Raw genomic sequence first — 22,902 nt, 5'->3', positions numbered from 1 at the left:
TTCCAGAGTGGGCGGTATATATTTCTTTGCTACTGACCACTGACAAAAACTCCACCCACAAAGGGATGAAGTTTTTTCTATATCCGCTCATCTACTCATGTATTTTTTGCCTGATTTTTTATCAGTTGTATTACTTATATCTTGATGCTAAATGGGTACAATAACAATTTAAACTAATATCATTTTTTTCCAAACATATCACTGTTAGTAAGCTTTTTGAGGAATATTCAATAAATACCCTCAGATTTTCCTCAGAATTAGTACTTATAATTGAAGTTTAAAAAGTATCATTTTGCGATTTCATTGAACTGGCACTTATTGGTAGCTTTTCTATCTTTAGCTCAATTAGTGTAAGCCGCACAAGAGAACTCAACTGCTGATCTCTGATTCAAAATCTGAGGGGCACAGTTTCTTGTGATTGGAGAGGTGGTGCTATTGAGTGACCAAAAGCCTGATGTAGAGGGGCTTGATTCACAAATTTTCTTTGTTAGGGAGTGGCAAAAAGGATTAAAACATGATTAGCATCGTCTCTACCCCAATATCTTATAGGTCTTTAAAATACCGCTTTGGTCTCAAACCTCTGACATTCGGCTTTTTTCTAGTTGCCATACTAGGCAACTACGAGAATGTTATCGCCCAAACACCAAATCCTCAAAGCTTACCACCAGGTCGGGTAGAAGAAGTCCCAGTGACACCATTACCCTCGGATGTACTACCGCCATCACCAGAGAATAATCAATTGCTACCGTCGCCCACACTACCAGATCAGTCAACTCCGGGACAGGATGACGCTAATGCCAAATTTCGGGTTGATCGCATTGAAGTTGTGGGGAGTACAGTTTTCAAACCAGAACAGTTTGCGGCGATTACAACTCCTTTTGTGGGTAAGGATCTGACATTTGCAGAGTTGTTGCAAATCAAAGATGCAATTACCAAGCTTTACACCGATCAAGGTTATGTCACCACAGGGGCGTTGATTACACCGCAGACAGTAGAAGCTGGAGTGATCAAAATTCAGGTCATTGAGGGTAGTCTGCAAGAAATTAAGATTGTTGGTAACAGACGATTAAACAGTCAATATATTCGATCGCGCATTCAATTGGGTGCAGGAACGCCTTTAAATGTACCCCGCTTAATAGAAAAGCTGCAACTACTCCGTCTTGATCCGCGCATTCAAAATTTATCGGCGGAGTTACAGATGGGTGTACGTCCGGGAAGCAATATATTGCAAGTCGAAATCCAAGAAGCCGACACCTTTAGACTAACAACTAGTTTAGATAATGGGCGATCGCCTAGTGTAGGTAGTTTTCGCCGGGGTGTGGATCTGCAAGAAGCGAATTTACTCGGTTTAGGTGACACTCTGAGTTTAGGCTACGCCAATACCGATGGCAGTAATACAATTAATCTCAATTACACACTGCCGATTAATGCTCACAACGGCACTCTCTCCTTTGGTTTTAACCAGGGTTGGAACCGTGTGATTGAAAAACCATTTAGCGTTCTCGATATTCAATCAGATACCACTTCTTATGAATTCAGCTATCGCCAACCACTGCTGCAAAAGCCAACCCAGGAATTAGCGGTAGGGCTGTCGTTTTCTCGCCAGGAAAGCCAAACTGAGTTAGGTATTGATAACATTGGCCCGTTTCGACTTTCACCTGGTGCAGATGAGCAAGGAAGAACCAATATTTCTGCCTTACGCTTTTTTCAGGATTATACCCAGCGTAGTACTAGCCAAGTTTTTGCAGTGCGATCGCAATTTAGCTTTGGTGTAGATTGGTTGGGAGGAAATGTCAGTGAAGATGAGCCAGATACCCGCTTTTTCTCTTGGCGAGGACAAGCCCAGTGGGTGCGACAGTTAGCACCAGACACGTTATTTTTAGCCAGAGGCGATGTCCAACTCTCCGCAAATTCTCTCGTACCGTTAGAGCAATTTGGTTTAGGTGGACAGCTAAGTGTCCGGGGCTATCGCCAGGATGCATTACTTACAGATAACGGGATGTTGTTCTCAGCAGAATTTCGGTTGCCGATTGTCCGTGCCCCTAAGCTGGGCGGAGTACTACAATTAACACCATTTATTGATGTCGGCACAGGCTGGAATGTCAAGGGCGACAATCCATCACCAAGTACGTTAGTGGGTACTGGGTTAGGGCTATTGTGGAAACAGGGCGATACCTTCTCAGCCCGGTTTGATTGGGGGATTCCGCTGATATCGGTGGAAGGTGAAAAACCTAGCCTTCAAGAAAATGGGCTGTACTTCTCACTCCAGTATTCACCCTTTTAACCCTTGATGAAGTACCCAAATATCGTATTGAAGTACCTACGTATTGTGAAGTGTTAGTTAAAAAAATATTCAGGGAACCCTAAGCATACAGTTGTAATGGAGATGGGGGGATGAAGGTAACTTTTGTGTGCTTGGGTGTAGCCTGTGGTATCTTAGCTGGTAGAATGCCTTTACCAGCAACGGCTCAGGTAACATCTGATGCTACAACTAACACCATTGTCAATCCCAGTGGTAATAATTTTAATATTCTTAACGGCACTGTTAAAGGTAATAATTTATTTCATAGCTTCAGTAATTTCTCTGTACCTACAGGTACTTCAGCAACTTTTGATTTAACTAACACACCAAATATTACAAGTATATTTAGCCGAGTTACTGGTGGTAGTGTTTCCAGTATTGATGGCTTGATTCAAACTCTCAATAGTAATAACCCGGTAAGTTTGTTTTTGATGAATCCTAACGGGATTATATTTGGGCAAAATGCCAGTTTGAATATTGGCGGGTCGTTTGTGGGGACGACAGCGAATAGTATTAAGTTTAGCGATGGTAGTGAATTCAGCGCAGTGAATCCAAGCGCGAAACCGTTGTTGACGATGAGTGTACCCATTGGTTTACAGATGGGGCAAAATCCAGGAGCAATTAATGTGCAGGGACAGGGAAACCAGTTGTTCGATCTTATTGGCTTTGGTACACCTAGTACCATCAATACCCCTCCCGGATTACAAGTCAAAGCAAATAATACGCTGGCGTTGATTGGTGGGATCGTAAACTTCAGTAGTGGCGTTGTTACCACAGATGGCGGCGGACATATAGAACTGGGCAGTGTCAGGGCTGGGCAAGTGGGACTCAAACCCACTCCTACGGGTTGGGTTGGCGATTATTCGGCTGTGCCGCAACTTAACGATATTCATCTGGCGCAACAATCGCTGCTGGATGGCAGTGGCAGCAACGGCTCTATCCTATTGCAAGGACGAAACATTAGCTTGACTGAGGGGTCTGCTTTATTGCTCCAAAACCTGGGAACACAACCGTCTGGGGGAATTACGGTTAATGCCACAGGCTCCCTCAACTTGGCAGGGAATACAGCCAATGGTGAATTGGGAAGTTTCATTCAAACCGTCAATTTAAGTACAGGTCAGACCGGAGATATTACTATCTCTGCTGCCCAGCTATTCCTCCAAGATGGAGCCAGAATTATAACTGACACTCTGACTGAAACAGCAGGTGCGAATCTGATCGCAAATGTGAGCGGCACGACCGAGGTCAGTGGCTTTAACCTCGCTAACCCAGCCCTTTATACGGCGCTTGAAACACGTTCAATAGGTGACGGCAATGCAGGGAACATCATATTATCCACTAGGAATCTCAAGATTCTTGATTCTGGTGAAGTTATTTCTGTAGCCATACTCTCTGGAGACACTGGCACAGTCCAAGTGAATGCGGCAGAGCAAATCCAAATTGTCGGTTTCAACCCGCTGTCATTTTCAGAAAGTACGCTATCTACCTTTACTCAGGGTTCTGGTAATGCTAATAGCGTAGTCATCAACACCTCTAGATTAGTAATTCAAGGAGGAGCCTCTCTGGGGGCTACTACCCTTGCCTCTGGTTCAGCCGGTAGTGTGGAAGTGAACGCTTCAGAGTCCATTGATATCCAAGGGCGGGGTACCGAAGGTATTGCGGCTGGGGTAGTCTCTCGCATCTTTTCAAACGCTGAACTTCTTAGTCCAGAAACTCAAGCAGCGTTTGAACTACCTGCCATTCCCACTGGTAATGCGGGTTCTCTCACTATCAATACCCCATCATTACACATTGCTGATGGGGCAGCTGTGAGCGTTAAAAATGATGGCCCAGGACTTGCAGGGAATGTGCAGATTAATGCCAACAATCTGGTTCTAGACAATAAAGGTAGCATTGTTGCCTCTACCGCCTCTGGAAACGGAGGAGATATTCACTTAAACCTACAAGATAATCTGCTGATGCGCCACAATAGTCTGATTTCTGCCACTGCTGCTGGTAGTGGTAATGGCGGAAACGTTACGATTAATTCTCCCGTGATTGTGGCTGTTTCTTCAGAAAACAGTGACATCATCGCCAATGCTGTGCAAGGGTCAGGTGGCAATATCGCCATTAACACGCAGGGTTTATTTGGTCTAAAATTCCGCGACCAGATCACCCCGGAAAGTGATATTACAGCTAGTTCTCAATTTGGTATTAACGGTACGGTTAATATTAATAACTTTGGTGTTGATCCAAATTCCGGTTTAGTTGAATTACCAGCAAATGTCACCGACCCATCCCAACAAATTGCTAGTGACTGTTCTGCAAATACTGGCAGTAGTTTTGTCGCCACGGGAAGGGGTGGAATACCGCAAAATCCAACTCAAGAAGTGAGGAGCAATGTCTACGATGGGCTGCGCCTACGCCCTTGGTCTGATATCCGCGATATCTCTGCATACCGGAAAACGAGATCTCTCAGCGTACAAATCCCCCAATCGAGAGAGATTTTTGTGCAAGCCACAGGTTGGCGACGTAATACTGATGGCAAAATCGAGATATTTGCCGATAAATCTTCTGCTGTGGTGCAACAAGCATTAACTTGTGCTGCGGTGACTCAAAGTTAATTTTCATGGAGTTTATTTGCAGTGTTAGTCAAAAAAGTCTTGTGGGAACCCTAAATACATACTCGAAATGGATATGGTGTAATGAAAGTACTTTCTGTGTGCTTGGGTGTAGCCTGTGCTGTCTTAGCAGGCAGAATGTTGCAACCTGCCATAGCCCAGGTGACATCTGATAATACAACCAACACCCAAGTCAACTCTAATAGGAATAATTTTACTATTTTTAATGGTATAGAGAAAGGTCATAATTTATTTCACAGTTTCAGAAATTTTTCGGTGCCTACAGGTGGTTCAGCAACATTTGATTTAGTGAATACACCCAATATTACAACTATATTTAGTCGGGTTACAGGTGGAAATGTTTCCGATATAAATGGATTAATTCAAACACTCAATGCTAACAATCCAGTCAGTTTGTTTTTAATGAATCCCAACGGAATTGTATTTCGGGAAAATGCCAAGTTAAATATTGGTGGGTCGTTTGTTGGGACGACGGCGAGTAGTATCAAGTTTAGCGATGGCGGCGAATTTAGCGCCGTAAATTCTACAATATCACCATTATTAATCATGAGTGTCCCCATCGGTTTGCAGATGGGTAGTTCTGCAAGTCAGATTCAGGTGCAGGGTCAAGGTAATGATGCTATTGTACCGACCAATAATTTAGGAATAGTTGCCAGTCCGGGAAAGACAATTGCCTTAGTTGGAGGAGCTATCAAATTTACAGGTGGTGTCATAACTGCACCTGTGAGTCGACTTGAAGTAGGTGCTGTGGGGAGTGGTACGGTGAATTTAACACCCACACCCGCAGGATGGCAATTAGGTTATACAGAGATTGCAGATTTTGGCGATATACAATTTACAGAGCGTTCCTCGTTGTGGAATCCCTATCCTGTGGGCAATCCGTTTGGGGGTATTCAAGTAGTGGGGAGGGATATTACCTTAAATCAATCCCAAATAGCCGCAGCAACTACTGGTACTGAACAGGGTAGTAATATTACGGTCAATGCAGTGCGATCGCTCTCTTTAAGTGGAGTTAATCCTAATGCTTACGCTCCCAGTGCTTGGATTGTCAATCAGGTGGCGCAAGGGGCTACAGGAAAAGGCGGAAGCGTGAATATTCAAGCTGGGAATATAACTTTGCTCGATGGTGCAGCCATTGAAACTCTCAGCCTGGGTGCAGGAGCAGCAGGAAAAGTCAATGTCATCGCAGATACCATTACTGCTAGTGGTACCGTTGCCGTAACATCTCCCTTACTTCTATTTAGTAATAGCAATAGCCGCATTGCCAGTGAAACTTACGCATCGGGAGACGGGGGAGATGTCAGCGCGATCGCGCGTAAACTAACTCTTGCTGATGGCGCAACAGTGGAAACAGCTGTCTTTCCCGGAGCAACCGGAAAAGGGGGAGATATTTCTGTTCAGGTTGCAGATGAGATTTATGTAACCGGACTTGCTCCTTTTCATCAAAGTGGTATTGCTGCTTATACATATGGGATTCATAATAGTGGCAATATCAACGTTTCTTCAGGGACATTTAATCTGATCAATGGAGGACTAATTATAACTTTTACTTCTCGCTTGCCAGGTTTAGCAGGCACGGGTATTGGTAATGCTGGAGATATGGAGGTAGTAGCACGAGAAAGTATTAATCTAGTAGGAACATCACCAATTTCCCCTATCCAGAGCAGCTTGATTGGCAGTGTGACTACTGGCTCTGGTACTACAGGCAATTTGTCCATCACAACACCGATCCTATCGATGCAAGATGGCGCTTCTTTAGGAGCCACTACCTTACCTGTGATTGGTAGCTTGGGAGATCCCAACCAGGGTAATAATCTAGGGAACAATGGCAACATCAAGTTAAATATAAGTGATCGCTTAATCGTCAGTGGTATTAATCCTTTTACTGGCGACAGCACCCTCTTAGGCAGTTTCACTGGTGGAAATAGCAATACTGGGGATGTAACAATCCAAACGAATCAATTGCTTGTTCTTGATGGCGGTTTAATTGGCAATACGACGTTTGGAGTCGGTAATGCAGGAACTTTAACAATCCAAGCACATGACATTCTGATAGATAGTAAAAATAATTTAACTGGTGGGATTGTAGCTAACGCCCGCATTTTGAATGAAAGTCAACGCCAATTTTATGGTCTGCCAAATTCTCCCACAGGCAACACAGGTGTTTTGAACATTGATACCGATCAGCTAACCCTTCGCAATGGAGGTATTATTAGCGTCACCCATCAAGGCATTGGCAATGCAGGAGAGTTAAATATCCAAGCCAATCAAATCTCTTTAGATGCTGGAGAAATCAGCGCTACCACGGCATCAGGAAAAGGTGGCAACATTAATCTAGCAGTAAAAAATACACTCTTGAGCCGTAATGGCAGTAAAATTAATGCCGAAGCAGGTGGGATAGGCAATGGTGGAAACATTAATATGTCTTCTCCTTTGATTGTCGCTGCCGAAAATAGCGATATTATTGCCAATGCTGTGAATGGTAATGGCGGTAATATTCAAATTAGTACTCAAGGTATCTTCGGTCTGCAATACCGCAACCAATTGACCAGCGAAAGTGATATTACCGCCAGTTCTCAATTTGGCATCAAAGGTACAGTAGATATTCATAATTTTGGTATTGATGCCAACTCTGGTTTAGCAGAACTACCTGCAAATATTACTGACTTCTCACAGCAAATTGCTACAGGATGTGCAGATACTACTGGTAGTAGTTTTGTCGCGACAGGACGAGGTGGGATACCGCAAAATCCAACTCAGGAAGTGGAGAGCAATGTCTACGACGGGCTGCGCCTACGCACTTGGTCTGACATCCGCAATCTGACTGCATATCGAACAAATAACGCAGTTACCGCACAAATTCCTCAAACCCCTCAAATGCTTGTTCAAGCAACAGGTATCCGCCGTCGGGCTGATGGCAAAATTGAATTAGTCGCAGCTCAAAGTGCCTATGTAAAACCATCTCTAACCTGTGCGACTATTTCTAATAATTAGATTCTCAACTTTTAAAAAGTCGGGTGTTTTGAATTAACAACCAGGAAACTGCGATCGCCAGAGACAAAGGATTAATATATTTATTTGATATTTATTCATAAATGTTACTAATCCAAATATTTTGGGAATCCTCAGACTATGAGCTTAATAGAGTATTAGTACCATGAGAGCGATCGCCTTGTTTACAACATTCGCAACAGGATTATATACTTTAGGTTTCCTATTACCTGCGATCGCTCAGGTGACATCTGATGGTACTACCAATACCATTGTCAACCAAAATAATAATAATTTTAATATTATTAATGGTATAGAAAAAGGTAATAATTTATTTCACAGTTTTAGAAATTTTTCTGTACCGACGGGTAGCTCGGCAAGTTTTGATTTAACTAACACACCAAATATTACTACTATATTTAGCCGGGTGACTGGTGGAAATATTTCTTATATTGATGGTTTAATTCAAACTCTCAACAGTAATCATCCTGTAAGTTTGTTTTTAATGAATCCCAATGGCATTTTATTTGGGCCAAATGCCAGCCTAAATATTGGCGGTTCGTTTGTAGGAACGACGGCGAGTAGTATCAAGTTTAGCGATGGAACAGAGTTTAGTGCAGTCAATTCTGCAACACCACCATTATTAACGATGAGTGTGCCTGTGGGATTGCAAATGGGAGCCAATGCTGGAGAGATTCGTACCCAAGGAAACACACCACCCAATTTCCTGTACGGTTCCCCACAAATGTTCAAGGCGGAAACTGTAGCGTTAATAGGTAGTAATATCGATATTAATCAGACCTACCTGGCTAATCCTGATGGCAAAGTCGAATTATGGGCATTGCGGAATGCTGAGGTAGGTTTGAATCATCAAGCAGGATTACAACTAACTAGTCCTACTGCTGCTGATTGGGGAAATATTTTGCTCAGACAGTCCTCATATATTCAGACTAACGGCATGAATGGAGGAGCAATCAACATTCGGGGGCGAGGGTTGACACTTCAGGATGGTTCGCAAATAAGTTCCAGCACTGGAACCTTAGGAAAAGGGCAAGGGATTAGCATTAAAACTACAGAATTTGTAGATTTGTTAGGTGCATCTGCTGCAAACCAATATCCTACTTCTGGTCTACACACTAGCGTCACTGGGAATCAAGGTAGAGCCGGAGATATTACAGTCGAAACAGGGCGTTTACGCTTAGCAAATGGAGCTTGGATTGAGTCTACTCTTAGTTCTCCCTTCGACTTTATATCCTTTAACCCCATCGCCAGTAATGACTCAAGAACGGGAGATATTAATATTAAAGCTTTAGATGTGGAAGTTACTGGTTACAATCGATTTCCATATTTATTTCTAAATTCTGATTTAGGTTTATACTTTGCTAGTGCTATTACTACTTTAATTAGCGGTGGTCACTCGAATGAAAATGGCAAGGTAACTATTGATGCTCAAAGGGTGAGTCTGCGTGATGGTGGTTTTATTAGTGCAGATTTAATCGGCTTTTATATCCCTGGTTTTTCTGAGTCTCCCACCATCGGCAAGTCTGGAGACATTGTGATTCGTGCATCTGAAAAACTAGAAATTTCGGGATTGGGAGTTAATAACTCAAACAGTGCTGTGATTAGTTCGATTCAACCTTTTACAGTAGGGCAAGCTGGCAATATTTTGATTGATACTGGCCACTTGACGCTGTCAAAGGGTGGGGCTGTGGCTAATGATGTAACAGGAAGTGGCCAAGCTGGAAATATAGAAATTCATGCTCAGGATGTAGAAGTTAGCGACCCAGTAATTGATGATTTTAACCAAGCGGTCAGTGGTATTACTGTAGGAGTGGGTAAGGATGCTGTTGGTCAAGGTGGGACAATTAACCTGACAGCAGATAGTTTGCGTGTGTTTAACGGTGGACAGATAACTTCCGCCAATCTGGGTCAGGGATATGCTGGTAGTGTTAACCTAAACGTTAAAAATATTGACGTACAAGGAACTTCCCAAAGTATAATTAATGGTAGCTATTTGCCCAGCGCGATCGCCGCATCCTCAGCTACGAACTTGGCTGCGGGGTCTGTAAATATCACATCAGACACCGTGTATGTTAAAGATAATGCGGTAATTACTGTTAGTAATACAGGCAGTGGCGATGCAGGTAACCTGAATATTAATGGCAATAACATCTTCCTCGACAATGGCGCAAGCCTGCGTTCTGAGGTGAATGGAGGTGGTCAGGGTAACATCCACCTTAATGTCAATGATGTTCTACTATTACGGCACGGTAGCAACATCATCACCAATGCCCTTGGTGATTCCACTGGTGGCAATATTAATATCAATGCGGGTTCGATTGTAGCAGTACCAACTGAAAACAGCGATATATCTGCGAATGCTCTACTAGGAAGCGGTGGCAATATCCAAATTACGACTGGGGGCATCTTTGGGCTAAAATTTGGCGATCAATTGACTCCCGCAAGCGATATTACCGCCAGTTCTCAGTTTGGGTTCAATGGTACAGTTCAAGTCAATACTATCGGTGTTGACCCCAATTCCGGTTTAATAGAATTACCAACTAGTATTACCGATCCATCCCAGCAAATTGCTAGTGGCTGTTCTGCAAATACTGGTAGTAGTTTTGTCGCTACGGGAAGGGGTGGTATACCGCAAAATCCCGCACAGGAAGCGAGGAGCGATGTCTACGACGGGCTGCCCCTACGCACTTGGTCAGACATCCGCAATCTGACTGCATATCTTACAACACAAGCTTTACAAGCACAAATACCCCAATCGCGAGAGATTCTTGTCCAAGCCACAGGTTGGCGACGTAATGCTCAAGGAAAAATCGAGATATTTGCTGATAAATCTGCTCCTGGTGTGCAGCAAGCATTAACTTGTGCTGCGGTGACTCAAAGTTAATTATGTGATCAATCATGCCCTAAATGGGAACACTAACTTTAAATCCGGTAAAGGAAATTGTTGGTGATGAAAGTAGTTCCATTTCTATTTATATTAACAACTGGATTATTCACTCTAGGGATAATGCGATCGGCGATCGCTCAGGTGACATCCGATGGTACAACTAACACTATTATCAACTCCAACGGCGATCATTTTACTATTCTCAATGGTATTGAAAAAGGTAATAATTTATTTCATAGTTTCAGTAATTTCTCAGTGCCAAATGGTGGCTCAGCAACATTTGATTTAGTTAATACACCCAATATTACAAATATATTTAGCCGGGTGACAGGTGGAAATTTTTCCGATATTCAAGGATTAATTCGCACAGTAAATAGCAATAACCCGGTCAGTTTGTTTTTAATGAATCCTTATGGAATTGTGTTTGGTAAAGATGCGGCATTAAATATTGGCGGTTCGTTTGTGGGGACGACGGCTAACAGCATCAAATTTGCCGATGGTGCTGAGTTTAGTGCGATTAATTCCCAAGCTAAGCAACTGTTGAGCATTAATGTTCCCATTGGGTTGCAAATGGGTAGTAATCCTTCATCAATCACCGTTCAAGGCACAGGACACTCCTTGAGCAATCCGGGTGGACAGCCTCCGATCATTGTGGCTCCCAGTGCTACTGAACTGCGAGTACAGCCAGGAAAAACCCTAGCTTTGGTGGGCGGTAATTTGAATTTGAATGGTGCAACTCTCACTGCCCAACAAGGACGAATAGAATTAGGCAGTGTGAGTGGTGCAGGACTAGTTAGCCTGACACCAACTGCACAGGGCTATACTTTGGGGTATGAAAATGGGCAAAGCTTCGGCGATATTCAGCTAGCACAAAAATCACTATTGGATGTGAGTGGAGTTAATGCGGGTTCTGTAAAGCTTCAAGGACGAAATATTGAGTTTACCGATGGTTCACTAGTACTGTCGCAAAATTTGGGTTATTTACCTGGCGGAGAAATTCACCTGCAAGCATCTACTGCAATCGATATGATTGGTTCAACCGATGCGGCAATTTGGAGTGGGATTCGCAGTGAAACTTTCGGTATCGGATCTGGCAGCAATGTTAACGTCATCACTCCCAAGCTAAGACTCCAGGAAGGCGCAGGGTTGAATACTACAACTTTAGGAACGGCTGTGAGTGGTAATATCCAGATTGAGGCGGCAGCAATTGAAATATCTGGCTTTTCACCAACCAATCCTACTGGTGTTAGTAGTCTTAGCACTGGTAGCTATGCTTCTGGAAACGCTGGCGATGTCTTTGTCAATGGCAATAGTTTAGTAGTCTCCGATGGAGGCTCATTATCTTCATTTACATTTGGCAGTGGCTCCAGCGGTAAAGTTACAGTCAGCAACAAAAATACCACCGTTATCGGCGAAAGTATTTATGGAGTATACAGCAACATTAGCTCAACCACGCTGGCAACTGGAAACGCCAAAACCTTGACTCTGGATACTGCTAGGTTACAAATTCTTGATGGGGGAGTAGTTGCCGCAACTACATTCTTTGCAGGTAATGGGGGCGATCTGAACATTAATGCCACGGAATCAATCGAGATTAGTGGGCGCAGTCAGAGTAATAACAGCAGTATCAACTCATCTGTTCTGCACTTACCTACGCAATTGCAGCAGATACTATATCAGAAATTTGGTCTACCAAATCTACTAACAGCCAATGCGGGTAATGCGAACATCTCCACGCCCAACCTGATATTGACAGATGGAGGTACTGTAAGTGTCACTAGTCAAGGTAGTGGTAATGGCGGCAATCTCAATCTCACAGCCAATGCCATCCTATTAGACCGTCAAGCAAGCATTCAAGCACAAACAGAATCAGGTAATGGTGGTAATCTGGCTTTACAAGTAGGGCAGTTATTAATGCTGCGTGACAATAGTGCGATCGCAGCCACAGCAGGCGGTAATGGTGATGGAGGTAATATTAATATCAATGCACCGATCATTGCCGGAATAGAAAACAGCGACATTATTGCTAATGCAGTCCAAGGAAGGGGTGGCAATATTCAAATCACTACTCAAGGGATGATCGGATTGCAGTTTCGTCCCCAACTCACCCAAGAAAATGATATCACTGCCAGCTCCCAATTTGGTGTTAGTGGCACAGTCCACATCAATAACATCGGCGTTGATCCCAATTCTGGCTTAATTGAACTGCCTGCAAATGTTACAGATGCGTCACAGCAAATTGCCTCAGGCTGCGCCAGCGATCAAGGCAGTAAATTTGTCGCCACCGGACGGGGTGGTATTCCGGAAAACCCAACGCAGGAAGTGAAGAGCGATGTTTACGACGGACTGCGCCTACGCACTTGGTCAGACATCCGCAATCTGACTGCATATCGTACAACACAAGCTTTACAAGCACAAATACCCCAATCGAGAGAGATTCTTGTCCAAGCCACTGGTTGGCGACGTAACGCTCAAGGAAAAATCGAGATATTTGCTGATAAATCTCCTCCTAGTGTGCAGCAAGCATTAACCTGTGCTGCGGTTTCTAGATAATATATAAGAATCATCAAGGGAAATAATAATTGCCGACTGTAGGGTTATGTCTGGTGTGTTGTCTGCCAGATTTCCGCTTTGGTTTTGCATACTGTCTGCCATTAGTATCAAACTATCTGGTTACTTTTTTATCATTGTCCGCTCGACAATCGGGCGGACATTACCGGACAATTACGGGTTGTCTGCTGAAGTTTTAGCAGACAATTGAAGTGTAATCACACAAAAAATCAGCTTATGTCAGAAATTGAAGACTTGGGAGTGAGTGTAGAAGAGTATTTAGATGGATTGGCAGCAGGTATTGACATTTTGGAATTGAAGCGATTAGAAGCAAGGGGAATTCCTACCCATTTAGCTTTAGAATTGATGGCGATTACACCAAAAGTAATCAATGGTACGGCCACCCCTGAAGAAGTTGTCAGGGGACTAATGATTTTGACCCCATCTCTGAGACAACAAATTGAATAGTTGAGAAAATTACTACATTAGTTCACTTTGGCTTGTCATCTTCTATTAGTGCCTTTAATTGAGTCAGTAATTTCTCGACCTTTGCCTGTTTCTTGGAGTCATCCCAGACTTTAGATTTCTTTAAGCGGCGGAATGTCTCATCAGCTAAATCTTTTATTGATGAGGTTGCTGGCTTTGACTGTTGCTCAAGTTGTGGGATTTGGCGCTTGATTTCAGTTCGTGAAAGATTATAGGCGATCGCATCTTCTAAAAGTGGTTTTCTGGTTTCCTCATCTTTAACTCGTGCGATCGCTTTGGCTTTACTTGCTTCCAGTTTCCCCTGACGCAATACATCTAAAATGTCTTCGGGTAAATTGAGCAGTGGCAGAAATGGGTTCTATATGGGAAGAGAAATTATAAACTTTGTCCCGTCGCCCAAAACAGAATTAACTGTGATTTTACCACCGTGTTTTTCTTCGACAATTTGACGGGCGATCGCTAATCCTAATCCCGTACCTTTACCGACTCCCTTCGTAGTAAATAAATGGTCAAATATTTTTTCTTGGACTTCTGCACTCATGCCTTTGCCGTTATCAACAATTGATATTTTTACGTATTGATGCTCTATGATTGATGTTGTGATTGTGATGCGATTAGGATAAGCTTTAATCTCTGCAAAACTCTTACCAATATTTGCTTCTTCTAACGCATCAATAGCATTGGCAAGAATATTCATAAACACCTGATTTAATTGCCCAGGAAAACAATTGACTAAAGGTAAATCACCATAGTGAGTAATTACTTCAATTGCTGGGTGTTTTTCGTTGGCTTTGAGGCGATGCTTGAGAATTAAAATTGTGCTGTCGATTCCTTCATGGAGATTAAATTGTACTTTGTAGTCTTTGTCAGTGCGAGAAAATGTCCGCAAGCTAGTGCTAATATTTTTCAACCTGTCACACGCCATGACCATTGCATCGATTGTTTTAGGTAAGTCCTCTAACAGAAAATCTAAGTCAATTTCCTCCGCATGGTCTTGAATTTCATCACCAGGATTTTCAAGAACTGCTTGATAGAGTTTGAGATGTTCAGTCAGATCAGCTAAATTGGGTCTAGTTTGTTTGAGAGTAGCAGCAATAAAACCAAGAGGATTATTCATTTCATGGGCAACGCCAGCGACTAAATTACCCAAAGCTGACATTTTTTCACTTTGGATAATTTGTAATTGGGCTTGTTGTAGTTCTTGTTCTGCTTGTTTGCGATCGCTAATCTCTAACAATAAGCCGTCCCACAAAATCGTTTCATCAACAAGTTTTTGAATGCGAGCTTCCCCATGAATCCACTTAACAATTCCCGAAGGTGTGACAATTCGACCTGTCCATTGCCAAGGAGTCAAAGTTTGCATTGAGTCAGCAATCGACTGCTGGTAAGTAGCAGCATCTTCTGGATGCACTAAATCAAGAAGAGTCTGCACATTGGCGATCGCTTGCTCGGCTGTAATTTCGTATAATTTATAACAATCTGCACTGATGTAAGGTAGAGATATTTCACCATCAACAGACACACTAAATTGATAAACAACCCCAGGAACATTATCTACCAAGTTATGAAAGCGAGAATTACTGGCGCTCAATTCGACAAAAGATTGCTCTAACTTTTGGGCATTTTCCTGAGCAGATTCATAAAGTCGGGCATTTTCTAGAGAAATGGCAGCTTGAGCGCAAATTAAATTGAGTATTTCGACGCGTTCGCCCTTGGCGTTGGCGGAGCCATCGCTTGTGAATGCCCCTGTGATTAAACTATTTTCTAAATATAAAATACCCAACAACTTACCTTGATGCAAAATCGGGCTGCACAAAATACTTTGAGGCTGTTGATGGATAATGTATGGGTCATTGGCTAAGGTGGTATCTGCGATTGCATCTAATAAGACAACAGTCTGTTGACTGTGCTTGACTTTGTAAATGAGCTTATGGGGAATGTCTTGGCTCTCTTCAACCTGAAGGTTCTGCAATAGCACTGGGTTTGTTCCCTGGGTAATTGAGCCTTGAATTAGCAAGCGCGAGTCTCGCAACAGCATTAACACACATTTATCAGCCCCAGCATTTTCGATGATGATGAAAAGTAACGATGAAAGTAGTTTTTCTAGTTCGATTTCACCAGAGATCGTCTGACATGCTTTGAGAATTGCTTTTAAATCTAGAGTCTCTGAGATACTGCTGCTAGAAGCCGAAGAACTGCTTTTTGTGACAGTCCCCAAGGCGAAGATAGTTTCGTTAGTTGAAATAACAGAACGGCTTTGCTGTAATATGGGGGCGAGTAATTGGGGATAGTGTTTTTCTAAGTCAGTGACTTTGGCTTTTGCTCCCCAACGCGCATAACCATAATAAGCTTCAACCATGTACTCCCCGGCAATACGCTGTTTACCCCAATCTAGGTAGAACTTTGCTGCCAGTTCGTTAGCAAGTGCTTCTTCTTGGATATATTCGTTGGCTTTAGCTCCAGATATTGCCCGATCGTATAGTTCACTGGCTTCGACTTTGTTTCCTAAGACTCGACATTTTTCCGCCGCTACCAAATCGAACTTATGCTGATGGTTCATCGGTGCATATTGCGCCCAGTGCTGCAACTGAGTTTGGTTTTTTGCCACCCTTTCTAATGCGGTTGATACTTCGCCTGAAAGTTGAGTTAATTGTGCTAGAGCTATTAAAGAATCATAGAAATAAAATGCAGGTTCGGCAACTGTTCCTGCACCCGCCATGAAATAGTTTCTGCATTCAAGGGCATTATTATTAGCTGGCTCAATTTCTCCAAATAAAAAGCAAAGTGTCAACTTATATGAGTAAAAAATATATAGTCCACATATATCATTTGCAGACCGCAGCTGAGGGAGAAATTCTGTTTCTTGGAGAGCAGATCCAGATAAAATAGTAGGATACTCTGCAAAACCTAGTAAATTTAAAATCACTTGCCGATAGATGAGACAGTAATTAGCTGTTCCCAATTGCTTCAGTTGTACTAAAGCATTGTAGTAAGTGCGTGTATCTTGCTCCAAGTTAGCAAGGGGTTGACCACCCCAAGAAGAAATCCAACAGAAATTGTGAACGGCATATCCAGCGTATTCCAGGTTTCCAACTTCTAGCCCAAGGGTATAACTCTCACTCAAAAGGGGTAACATTTCTTTGAGGTGAGATTTGCGGTGGAGGATATAACTTCCTAATAGGAAAAATACTTCCAGTTTAGTTGCTTTATCATCGAATTTTGCAGTCAAATTCAATGCTAACTGACCAAATTGAGCAGCTAAATCTATATTTTTCTGCACATTACAGAGAACGAGGCTGTAACAAGCATAGTTAGTAGCAGAAACAGATATATTGCCGTACTGCAAGAATAATTTGACTAACAAAGTAGCTAGTAATGGATACAAAAGAGATCCACAGGTGTAAGCGGCTGCCATGATGCTACTGGCAATCTGGGTAATGGCGATTTTGTTGACATCCGTCATTACAGGTAGGTGGAGAAAATCTGCAATTTGGCGATCGCCAATTAGTTCGCTAATTTCTTGGATTGACTTTTGAATATCTGCGGGTGTAGGTGATGCGGTTATAGTCACACCCAACTGTTGCAGGATCTGAATGCCGATCTCCAGCACTTCACTAAGTTGACGCTGGGAAGTCTTGGCTTGAATCCTAATGCGGTAAACATTAACCTGTTCGAGTAACGAATGTGCCTGTTCGGTAACAATATCAATCAACTGTTCCATCGCCTTAAAATCGCCATTTAGCATTGCCACTTCTGCCGCTAATTCATGCCAAGCGAGGGTCATTTCATACTTTTGTTGCCAAGCTTGTTCTCCCAACAAAGACAATCCCACTGCTGCATATTCCTGCGCCGCTTGATACGCGGTAGCAGTTCTGGCTTTGCGACAGGCAATGAGGTTCAGTTGTGCTAGTTCATTTCTTTGTGTTTGTTCGTTAATTAAAGAAGTTCCATAATTTAATTGATTAACGATTTCAAAAATACCCTCAACTCTTGCTTCTGGCGAAATCTGTTGCAGCAACAGTTGTCCGATGTCGTAATGAGTCGTCTGTTTTTGGTCATTGGGAATCAGAGAATAAGCCGCTTGCTGTACTCGGTCATGTAAAAATTTGTATGTAACAGTCTGTTGATTTTCTGATGTAGGTGCTGGGGTTCCTTTCCCAACATAAAACTTATAAACATCACCAATTGGTAAAATCAATCCTTCCTGTAATGCTTTCCACAGACAAGCTGCTGTTTCGATTTGAGATTGTTGTGAAACAATTGCCAAAGTCGCTAAATCAAAAGAATTGCCAATACAAGCAGCTAACTGCAATACTTGTTGAGTTGATGGCGGTAGTTTTTGCAATTGAAAACTCATAAAAGCCACAACATCATCTGTAACAGCTTGCGCCGTCACTTCTGCTATGTCACATTGCCAACAACCTAACTCAAAGTCAAATTGAATCAGTTCATCTTGATGCAATGCTTTGAGAAACTGGGTAGCAAAAAATGGATTTCCCTGAGTTTTTTGATAAATTAACACAGAAAGTTTCCATACCAAATCTTCAGAAGCTTTGAGTGTCTCAGCAACTAATTTATTGACTTGTAATTGACTTATTGGTGCTAAAGTAATTGTATTCATCGTTGCTTGTGATTTAGCAATTTCACTCAAAGTCAACATTAATGGATGTCCAGGATTGACTTCGTTATCACGATATGCACCAATTATGAATAGATGACCTGTATCAGCCATTAATAGCTGCATTAATTTTAATGATGCTGAATCCGCCCATTGTAAATCATCTAAAAATATTACTAGGGGCTGTTCTGCACTGGTAAAGACTTGGGTAAATTTTTGAAATAATAAGTTAAAACGATTTTGGGCAGCAATTCCTGATAATTCTACTGCTGGTGGTTGCTTGCCAATAATTGTTTCTATTTCGGGAATAACTTCAATAATTACTTGTCCATTTTCGCCAACAGCATCTAAAATTTTATTTTTCCATCGTTCTATTTGAATATCATTTTCAGTTAATAATTGCTCCACTAAATCTCGGAAGGCTTGCACAAAGGCGCTGAAGGGAATATTACGTTGTAATTGGTCATATTTGCCTTTGATAAAATAACCACGCTGGCGTACAATTGGTTTATGTACTTCGTTAACAACGGCGGTTTTCCCAATTCCAGAAAACCCAGCAATGAGCATAATTTCTGTGGCACTCTGACTAACTCTATCAAATGCGTCAAGGAGACTTTTAACTTCGGCTTCTCTCCCGTAGAGTTTATCAGCAATGATGAAGCGATCGCACAGATCCCTACTAGCAATATCAAAACTTTGAATCTCACCAGTTTCTTTTAGCTGAATTAAACATTTTTCTAAATCAAATTTCAATCCTAATGCACTTTGATACCTATCTTCGGCATTTTTTGCCATCAATTTCCTGACGATTTTTGAGATAACTGAAGGGATATCTGGATTAATTTCATGTATTAATGGTGCTGTTTTGGCAATATGAGAATGTACTAATTCCATCGCATCATGAGACTGGAATGGTAACTCATCTGTGAGTAATTCATAGAATGTCACACCCAGGGAATAAAAATCTGTGCGATAATCGATTCCTCGATTCATTCTCCCGGTTTGTTCTGGAGATATATAAGCAAGTGTTCCTTCTAAAACGTTGGGATTGACTAGGGTTTGGTTTTCTCTGGGTAATAATGATGCAATACTAAAGTCGATTAATTTAACTTGTTTGGTTTGGGGGTTGATTAATATATTGCTGGGTTTGATATCTTTATGAATAATGCGCTCATGATAAAGTAAATCTAAGATATTGCACACAGCGATCGCTATCACTAAAAATTCTTCTAAAGATTGTTGAGTTTCTCTAGTTTCCCACTCCTTAAGAGAAATCCCCCCAAAGTCTTCCATAACTAGTGCATAACTATTTTGGCAAGGTTCTAGACTGTAGGTTTTGACTATCAGAGGGGAGTTGAGATTTTTGGCAATTGTGTACTGGTTGCGAAACAACAAAAGTTCGTTAAAGCTGGGATAAGGATTTTTTAGTAATTTAACGACTACTGGTTGTTGATCAACTTCTCGATAACCTCGATAAACTTGGGTTCGGGAGCCATTATAGAGTTCTTCGCTGATGCTATATCCGGGAATATTCTCCAGAAAAGTACTAGTCATACCCTAAATCTTTAAAATGTTTGGATTTAGTATTCCCAAATCATTAACTCAATTCTCTATGTAAAAGTAAAAAATTATACCATTATTACAGATTTTCTGTTACGACTTACAAGCAATGCAGCATTCCACTAATGGGCTAATATGTAACTTAAAGGATAAAGTGGCCGTTTTTCAAGGATAAAGTGGCCGCAGTTGTGACTTAAAGGAAAAGATTGCCGAAAATTAAAGGATAAGCTTGCCGAACCCAGAGCCTAATTAGCTTCTGTTTTTGTCATGGCGCGATCGCTTTGCCCGTGGCGATCGCCTTGAAAGGCGGGTACTGTTCTTTAATTCAATTCAAGTGAAAATTCATCAAAACAATAGCAACAGCCGTCCTAACAACGGCTGTTGCATGGCTTTTATAAAAACTCAGTTTTTGAGTTTTTATTTAGATTTAAGCGTTGTATTCTCAATACCGTTGCCAAAATAAGAGCATGAAGAGGTAGGGCGTTTCGTAGTAGAGTTATTGTCTCTCACAACGACAACTCAAAAGCTTGAATATCGGATTGATGAAACGAATCCAGATCATGTACTGACTTGGGAGGAAATCAATCCATCTATCAAGATACAGCGATGATATGACACATATAGCATCATTCGGCATCCTGGTTATCTGAGAAAATTCGTAATTTGATATCTTGCATCTACACCCTATAAGGGTGAAGCTATACAAACAAAACCTGCCTACGCAGGCTGGTAAAGTTGATTTTTCGTTTTATTGAGAAAAATTTATGTTTATTGAGATAAACTTATATCAATATAAATACTTTGGTGCAAGATGTGAGTAATGGAAATTGGTGCAGGTGAAGCGATCGCTAATTCGGTGGTGTTGTTATATGATGTCCGGCAAATTACCCTTAATATGTCATTGCGAGCGGAACGAAGTGGAGCGTAGACGCGGAGCGGCTTCTCGTTCGCGTAGCGTCTCGTAGAGAAGAGTAGCAATCACTTGGACTCTCTGCGATTGCTTCACTTCGTACCCTACGGGAAGGCTGACGCTCGTTCGCTCTTAGCGTCTCCCCTTGAGAGAAGACTCGCTCTAAGCGAAGCTATGCCAAAGGCTTTACGCTGCGCTAACGCCTACGCAATGACAGGTATTTGAACGGACATGATATTACTTGTTGTCAGCTTAAGGTTGCGATCGCATTTCTATCGCATTCAAGCAGAGGAAGAAATGCTAGAAACTAGATTTGGAGAACAATACAAGCTCTACAAGGAAGCGTTGTCCGAGTAGATCCAGAGGGAGAGAGATGTCTGCGCAATACCTCAGAGACAGAGGATTTGTGCTTGATTGTAATTCAGTCGCAAGTGGGTTCTGATCAAGACCATACCATTGAAGATGTCTTTGGTGTTCATAAGCAAGTTAATTGGGTTGGCAAACAACAGATTTAACAAACCGCTGAGAGTGGACTATCTGCATTGTTACAGTTGCCATTGCTTGGTAGTTGATGTTGGAGCAGCGATCGCATCACCATGTAAAAACTGAAAGCTGGACATAAAACCCGGGAATTGTGTTTAATTTCCGGGTTTCACAATCATGTCCGCCTGATTCAGTGATAATTCCTGCGTCTATGCAGAAACGAGAAAATCCTTTCTTTTGATCTTCTGATACGCTAGTCGCTACAAGTTGGGAAACCGCAAGGGCGTGCTGGCTCCCTATGCTGTCTTGTGATCAATCACTCACAAGATATAACTGGTAGGCTTTCCACTGCAATTGCTGTCAAGACCGATACAAAATTTTATTAAGTTTCTTTACTTTTCGTTACAAATGGTTAATACTACTAATTAGATTTACACAAATAACGCTGTAAACGTCAGTTAAGCGTTGAGCTTGATCATCAATAAACTCCTAATTAAGGTGAACCTATGCCCTTTACCATCGATTCAGCTCGCGGTATCTTTCCCGAAACACTGACTGCCGATTCAGTCCCAGCAACCATTGCTCGCTTCAACCAACTGAGTGCCGAAGATCAGCTAGCGCTCATCTGGTTTGCTTACCTAGAAATGGGTAAAACGATTACCATTGCTGCTCCTGGCGCTGCAAATATGGTATTTGCAGAAAACACCTTGAATGAACTCAAGCAAATGTCTTTCCAGGAACAAACTCAGGTGATGTGTGATCTAGCAAACCGTGCTGATACACCCATTTGTCGCACCTATGCAATTTGGTCTGTAAACATCAAACTTGGTTTTTGGTATCGCCTGGGAGAATGGATGGAGCAGGGTATTGTGGCTCCCATTCCCGAAGGTTATCGACTATCGGCAAATGCAGCAGCAGTCTTGAAAGCAATTCGGGATCTAGACGCAGGACAGCAAATTACCGTTCTGCGTAATTCTGTAGTTGATATGGGGTATGATACTAATAAATTAGGCAGCTATACCAAGGTTAGTGAACCTGTGACTCCGCCGAAAGAAAAAGCTAAACGGACTCCTGTCACTATCGAAGGCATTGATAATCCCATCATATTGAGTTACATGGATAACTTAAATGCCAACGACTTTGATGCTTTGATTGAGTTATTCACTCCCGATGGTGCATTGCAACCTCCTTTCCAAAAACCGATTGCAGGTAAGGAAGCAGTCTATCGGTTCTTCCGAGAAGATTGTCAGAACCTCAAGTTAATACCACAGCGAGGTGTTTCTGAACCCGCAGAGGATGGTTACACTCAGATCAAAGTTACAGGTACAGTGCAAACTCCCTGGTTTGGCGCTGCTGTGGGTATGAACATGGCATGGAGATTCTTGCTCACTCCTGAGAATAAAATCTTCTTTGTGGCGATAGACTTACTAGCATCTCCCAAAGAGCTACTGAATTTGGTTCGCTAGTACTAGA

The 22,902-nt window shown here is 42.2% G+C and carries 11 protein-coding genes; 9 read left to right on the top strand and 2 right to left on the bottom strand.

Translation table 11 applies throughout. From position 1 onward, the window contains the following. Nucleotides 1-514 precede the first annotated feature (514 nt). The 6 genes from AACU32_RS33370 to AACU32_RS33345 all read left to right on the top strand — a co-directional run bounded on the left by AACU32_RS33370 (nucleotide 515) and on the right by AACU32_RS33345 (nucleotide 13,840). The gene (locus tag AACU32_RS33370) at nucleotides 515-2,284 is read left to right on the top strand and encodes a ShlB/FhaC/HecB family hemolysin secretion/activation protein (RefSeq protein ID WP_096606275.1); all 1,770 of its coding nucleotides are present in this window, start codon (nucleotides 515-517) and stop codon (nucleotides 2,282-2,284) included. A gap of 110 nt (nucleotides 2,285-2,394) precedes the next feature. Then, nucleotides 2,395-4,905: a two-partner secretion domain-containing protein gene (locus AACU32_RS33365; protein WP_096606273.1), complete on the top strand. Its 2,511-nt coding sequence runs from the start codon at nucleotides 2,395-2,397 to the stop codon at nucleotides 4,903-4,905. 81 nt (nucleotides 4,906-4,986) lie between these two features. Continuing rightward, on the top strand, nucleotides 4,987-7,917 hold the full coding sequence (locus AACU32_RS33360; protein ID WP_096606271.1) for a two-partner secretion domain-containing protein: 2,931 nt from the start codon (nucleotides 4,987-4,989) through the stop codon (nucleotides 7,915-7,917). A 163-nt stretch (nucleotides 7,918-8,080) separates the two neighbouring features. Then, entirely contained in the window at nucleotides 8,081-10,819 is a 2,739-nt protein-coding gene (locus tag AACU32_RS33355; RefSeq protein WP_096606269.1) for a beta strand repeat-containing protein, read from the top strand. A 66-nt stretch (nucleotides 10,820-10,885) separates the two neighbouring features. After that, nucleotides 10,886-13,375 (top strand): two-partner secretion domain-containing protein, encoded by a 2,490-nt coding sequence (locus AACU32_RS33350; RefSeq protein WP_096606267.1) that lies wholly within the window; start codon nucleotides 10,886-10,888, stop codon nucleotides 13,373-13,375. Nucleotides 13,376-13,609: 234 nt separating this feature from the next. After that, nucleotides 13,610-13,840, top strand: coding sequence for a hypothetical protein (locus tag AACU32_RS33345; protein ID WP_096606265.1), 231 nt, complete (start codon nucleotides 13,610-13,612; stop codon nucleotides 13,838-13,840). Nucleotides 13,841-13,862: 22 nt separating this feature from the next. Here the strand turns inward: AACU32_RS33345 and AACU32_RS33340 are convergent, their stop codons facing one another. Continuing rightward, on the bottom strand, nucleotides 13,863-14,201 hold the full coding sequence (locus AACU32_RS33340; RefSeq protein ID WP_445223242.1) for a hypothetical protein: 339 nt from the start codon (nucleotides 14,199-14,201) through the stop codon (nucleotides 13,863-13,865). A 15-nt stretch (nucleotides 14,202-14,216) separates the two neighbouring features. Further along, a complete protein-coding gene (locus AACU32_RS33335; protein WP_096606263.1) occupies nucleotides 14,217-20,030 on the bottom strand; it encodes an ATP-binding sensor histidine kinase in 5,814 nt (1,937 codons plus the stop codon). A 268-nt stretch (nucleotides 20,031-20,298) separates the two neighbouring features. Here AACU32_RS33335 and AACU32_RS33330 point away from each other — a divergent pair, with 268 nt between their 5' ends. The 3 genes from AACU32_RS33330 (at nucleotide 20,299) to AACU32_RS33320 (ending at nucleotide 22,895) form a co-directional block, all read left to right on the top strand. Next, a complete protein-coding gene (locus AACU32_RS33330) occupies nucleotides 20,299-20,499 on the top strand; it encodes a hypothetical protein (protein ID WP_339378490.1) in 201 nt (66 codons plus the stop codon). A 678-nt stretch (nucleotides 20,500-21,177) separates the two neighbouring features. Continuing rightward, nucleotides 21,178-21,303: a hypothetical protein gene (locus tag AACU32_RS33325; protein WP_339378489.1), complete on the top strand. Its 126-nt coding sequence runs from the start codon at nucleotides 21,178-21,180 to the stop codon at nucleotides 21,301-21,303. Between the two features lie 632 nt (nucleotides 21,304-21,935). Beyond that, nucleotides 21,936-22,895, top strand: coding sequence for an orange carotenoid-binding protein (locus tag AACU32_RS33320; protein ID WP_096606261.1), 960 nt, complete (start codon nucleotides 21,936-21,938; stop codon nucleotides 22,893-22,895). Nucleotides 22,896-22,902: the final 7 nt, after the last annotated feature.

The sequence above is a fragment of the Calothrix sp. NIES-2100 genome (assembly GCF_963875285.1).
In the GTDB taxonomy this organism is placed as follows: Bacteria; Cyanobacteriota; Cyanobacteriia; order Cyanobacteriales; family Nostocaceae; genus Aulosira.
This window is presented reverse-complemented; position numbering and strand designations above follow the sequence as displayed.

Coding starts and splice junctions, on each gene's coding strand:
- AACU32_RS33370 (WP_096606275.1), top strand. CDS start 515: ATGATTAGCATCGTCTCTACCCCAATATCTTATAGGTCTTTAAAATAC.
- AACU32_RS33365 (WP_096606273.1), top strand. CDS start 2,395: ATGAAGGTAACTTTTGTGTGCTTGGGTGTAGCCTGTGGTATCTTAGCT.
- AACU32_RS33360 (WP_096606271.1), top strand. CDS start 4,987: ATGAAAGTACTTTCTGTGTGCTTGGGTGTAGCCTGTGCTGTCTTAGCA.
- AACU32_RS33355 (WP_096606269.1), top strand. CDS start 8,081: ATGAGAGCGATCGCCTTGTTTACAACATTCGCAACAGGATTATATACT.
- AACU32_RS33350 (WP_096606267.1), top strand. CDS start 10,886: ATGAAAGTAGTTCCATTTCTATTTATATTAACAACTGGATTATTCACT.
- AACU32_RS33345 (WP_096606265.1), top strand. CDS start 13,610: ATGTCAGAAATTGAAGACTTGGGAGTGAGTGTAGAAGAGTATTTAGAT.
- AACU32_RS33335 (WP_096606263.1), bottom strand. CDS start 20,030: ATGACTAGTACTTTTCTGGAGAATATTCCCGGATATAGCATCAGCGAA.
- AACU32_RS33325 (WP_339378489.1), top strand. CDS start 21,178: ATGATATTACTTGTTGTCAGCTTAAGGTTGCGATCGCATTTCTATCGC.
- AACU32_RS33320 (WP_096606261.1), top strand. CDS start 21,936: ATGCCCTTTACCATCGATTCAGCTCGCGGTATCTTTCCCGAAACACTG.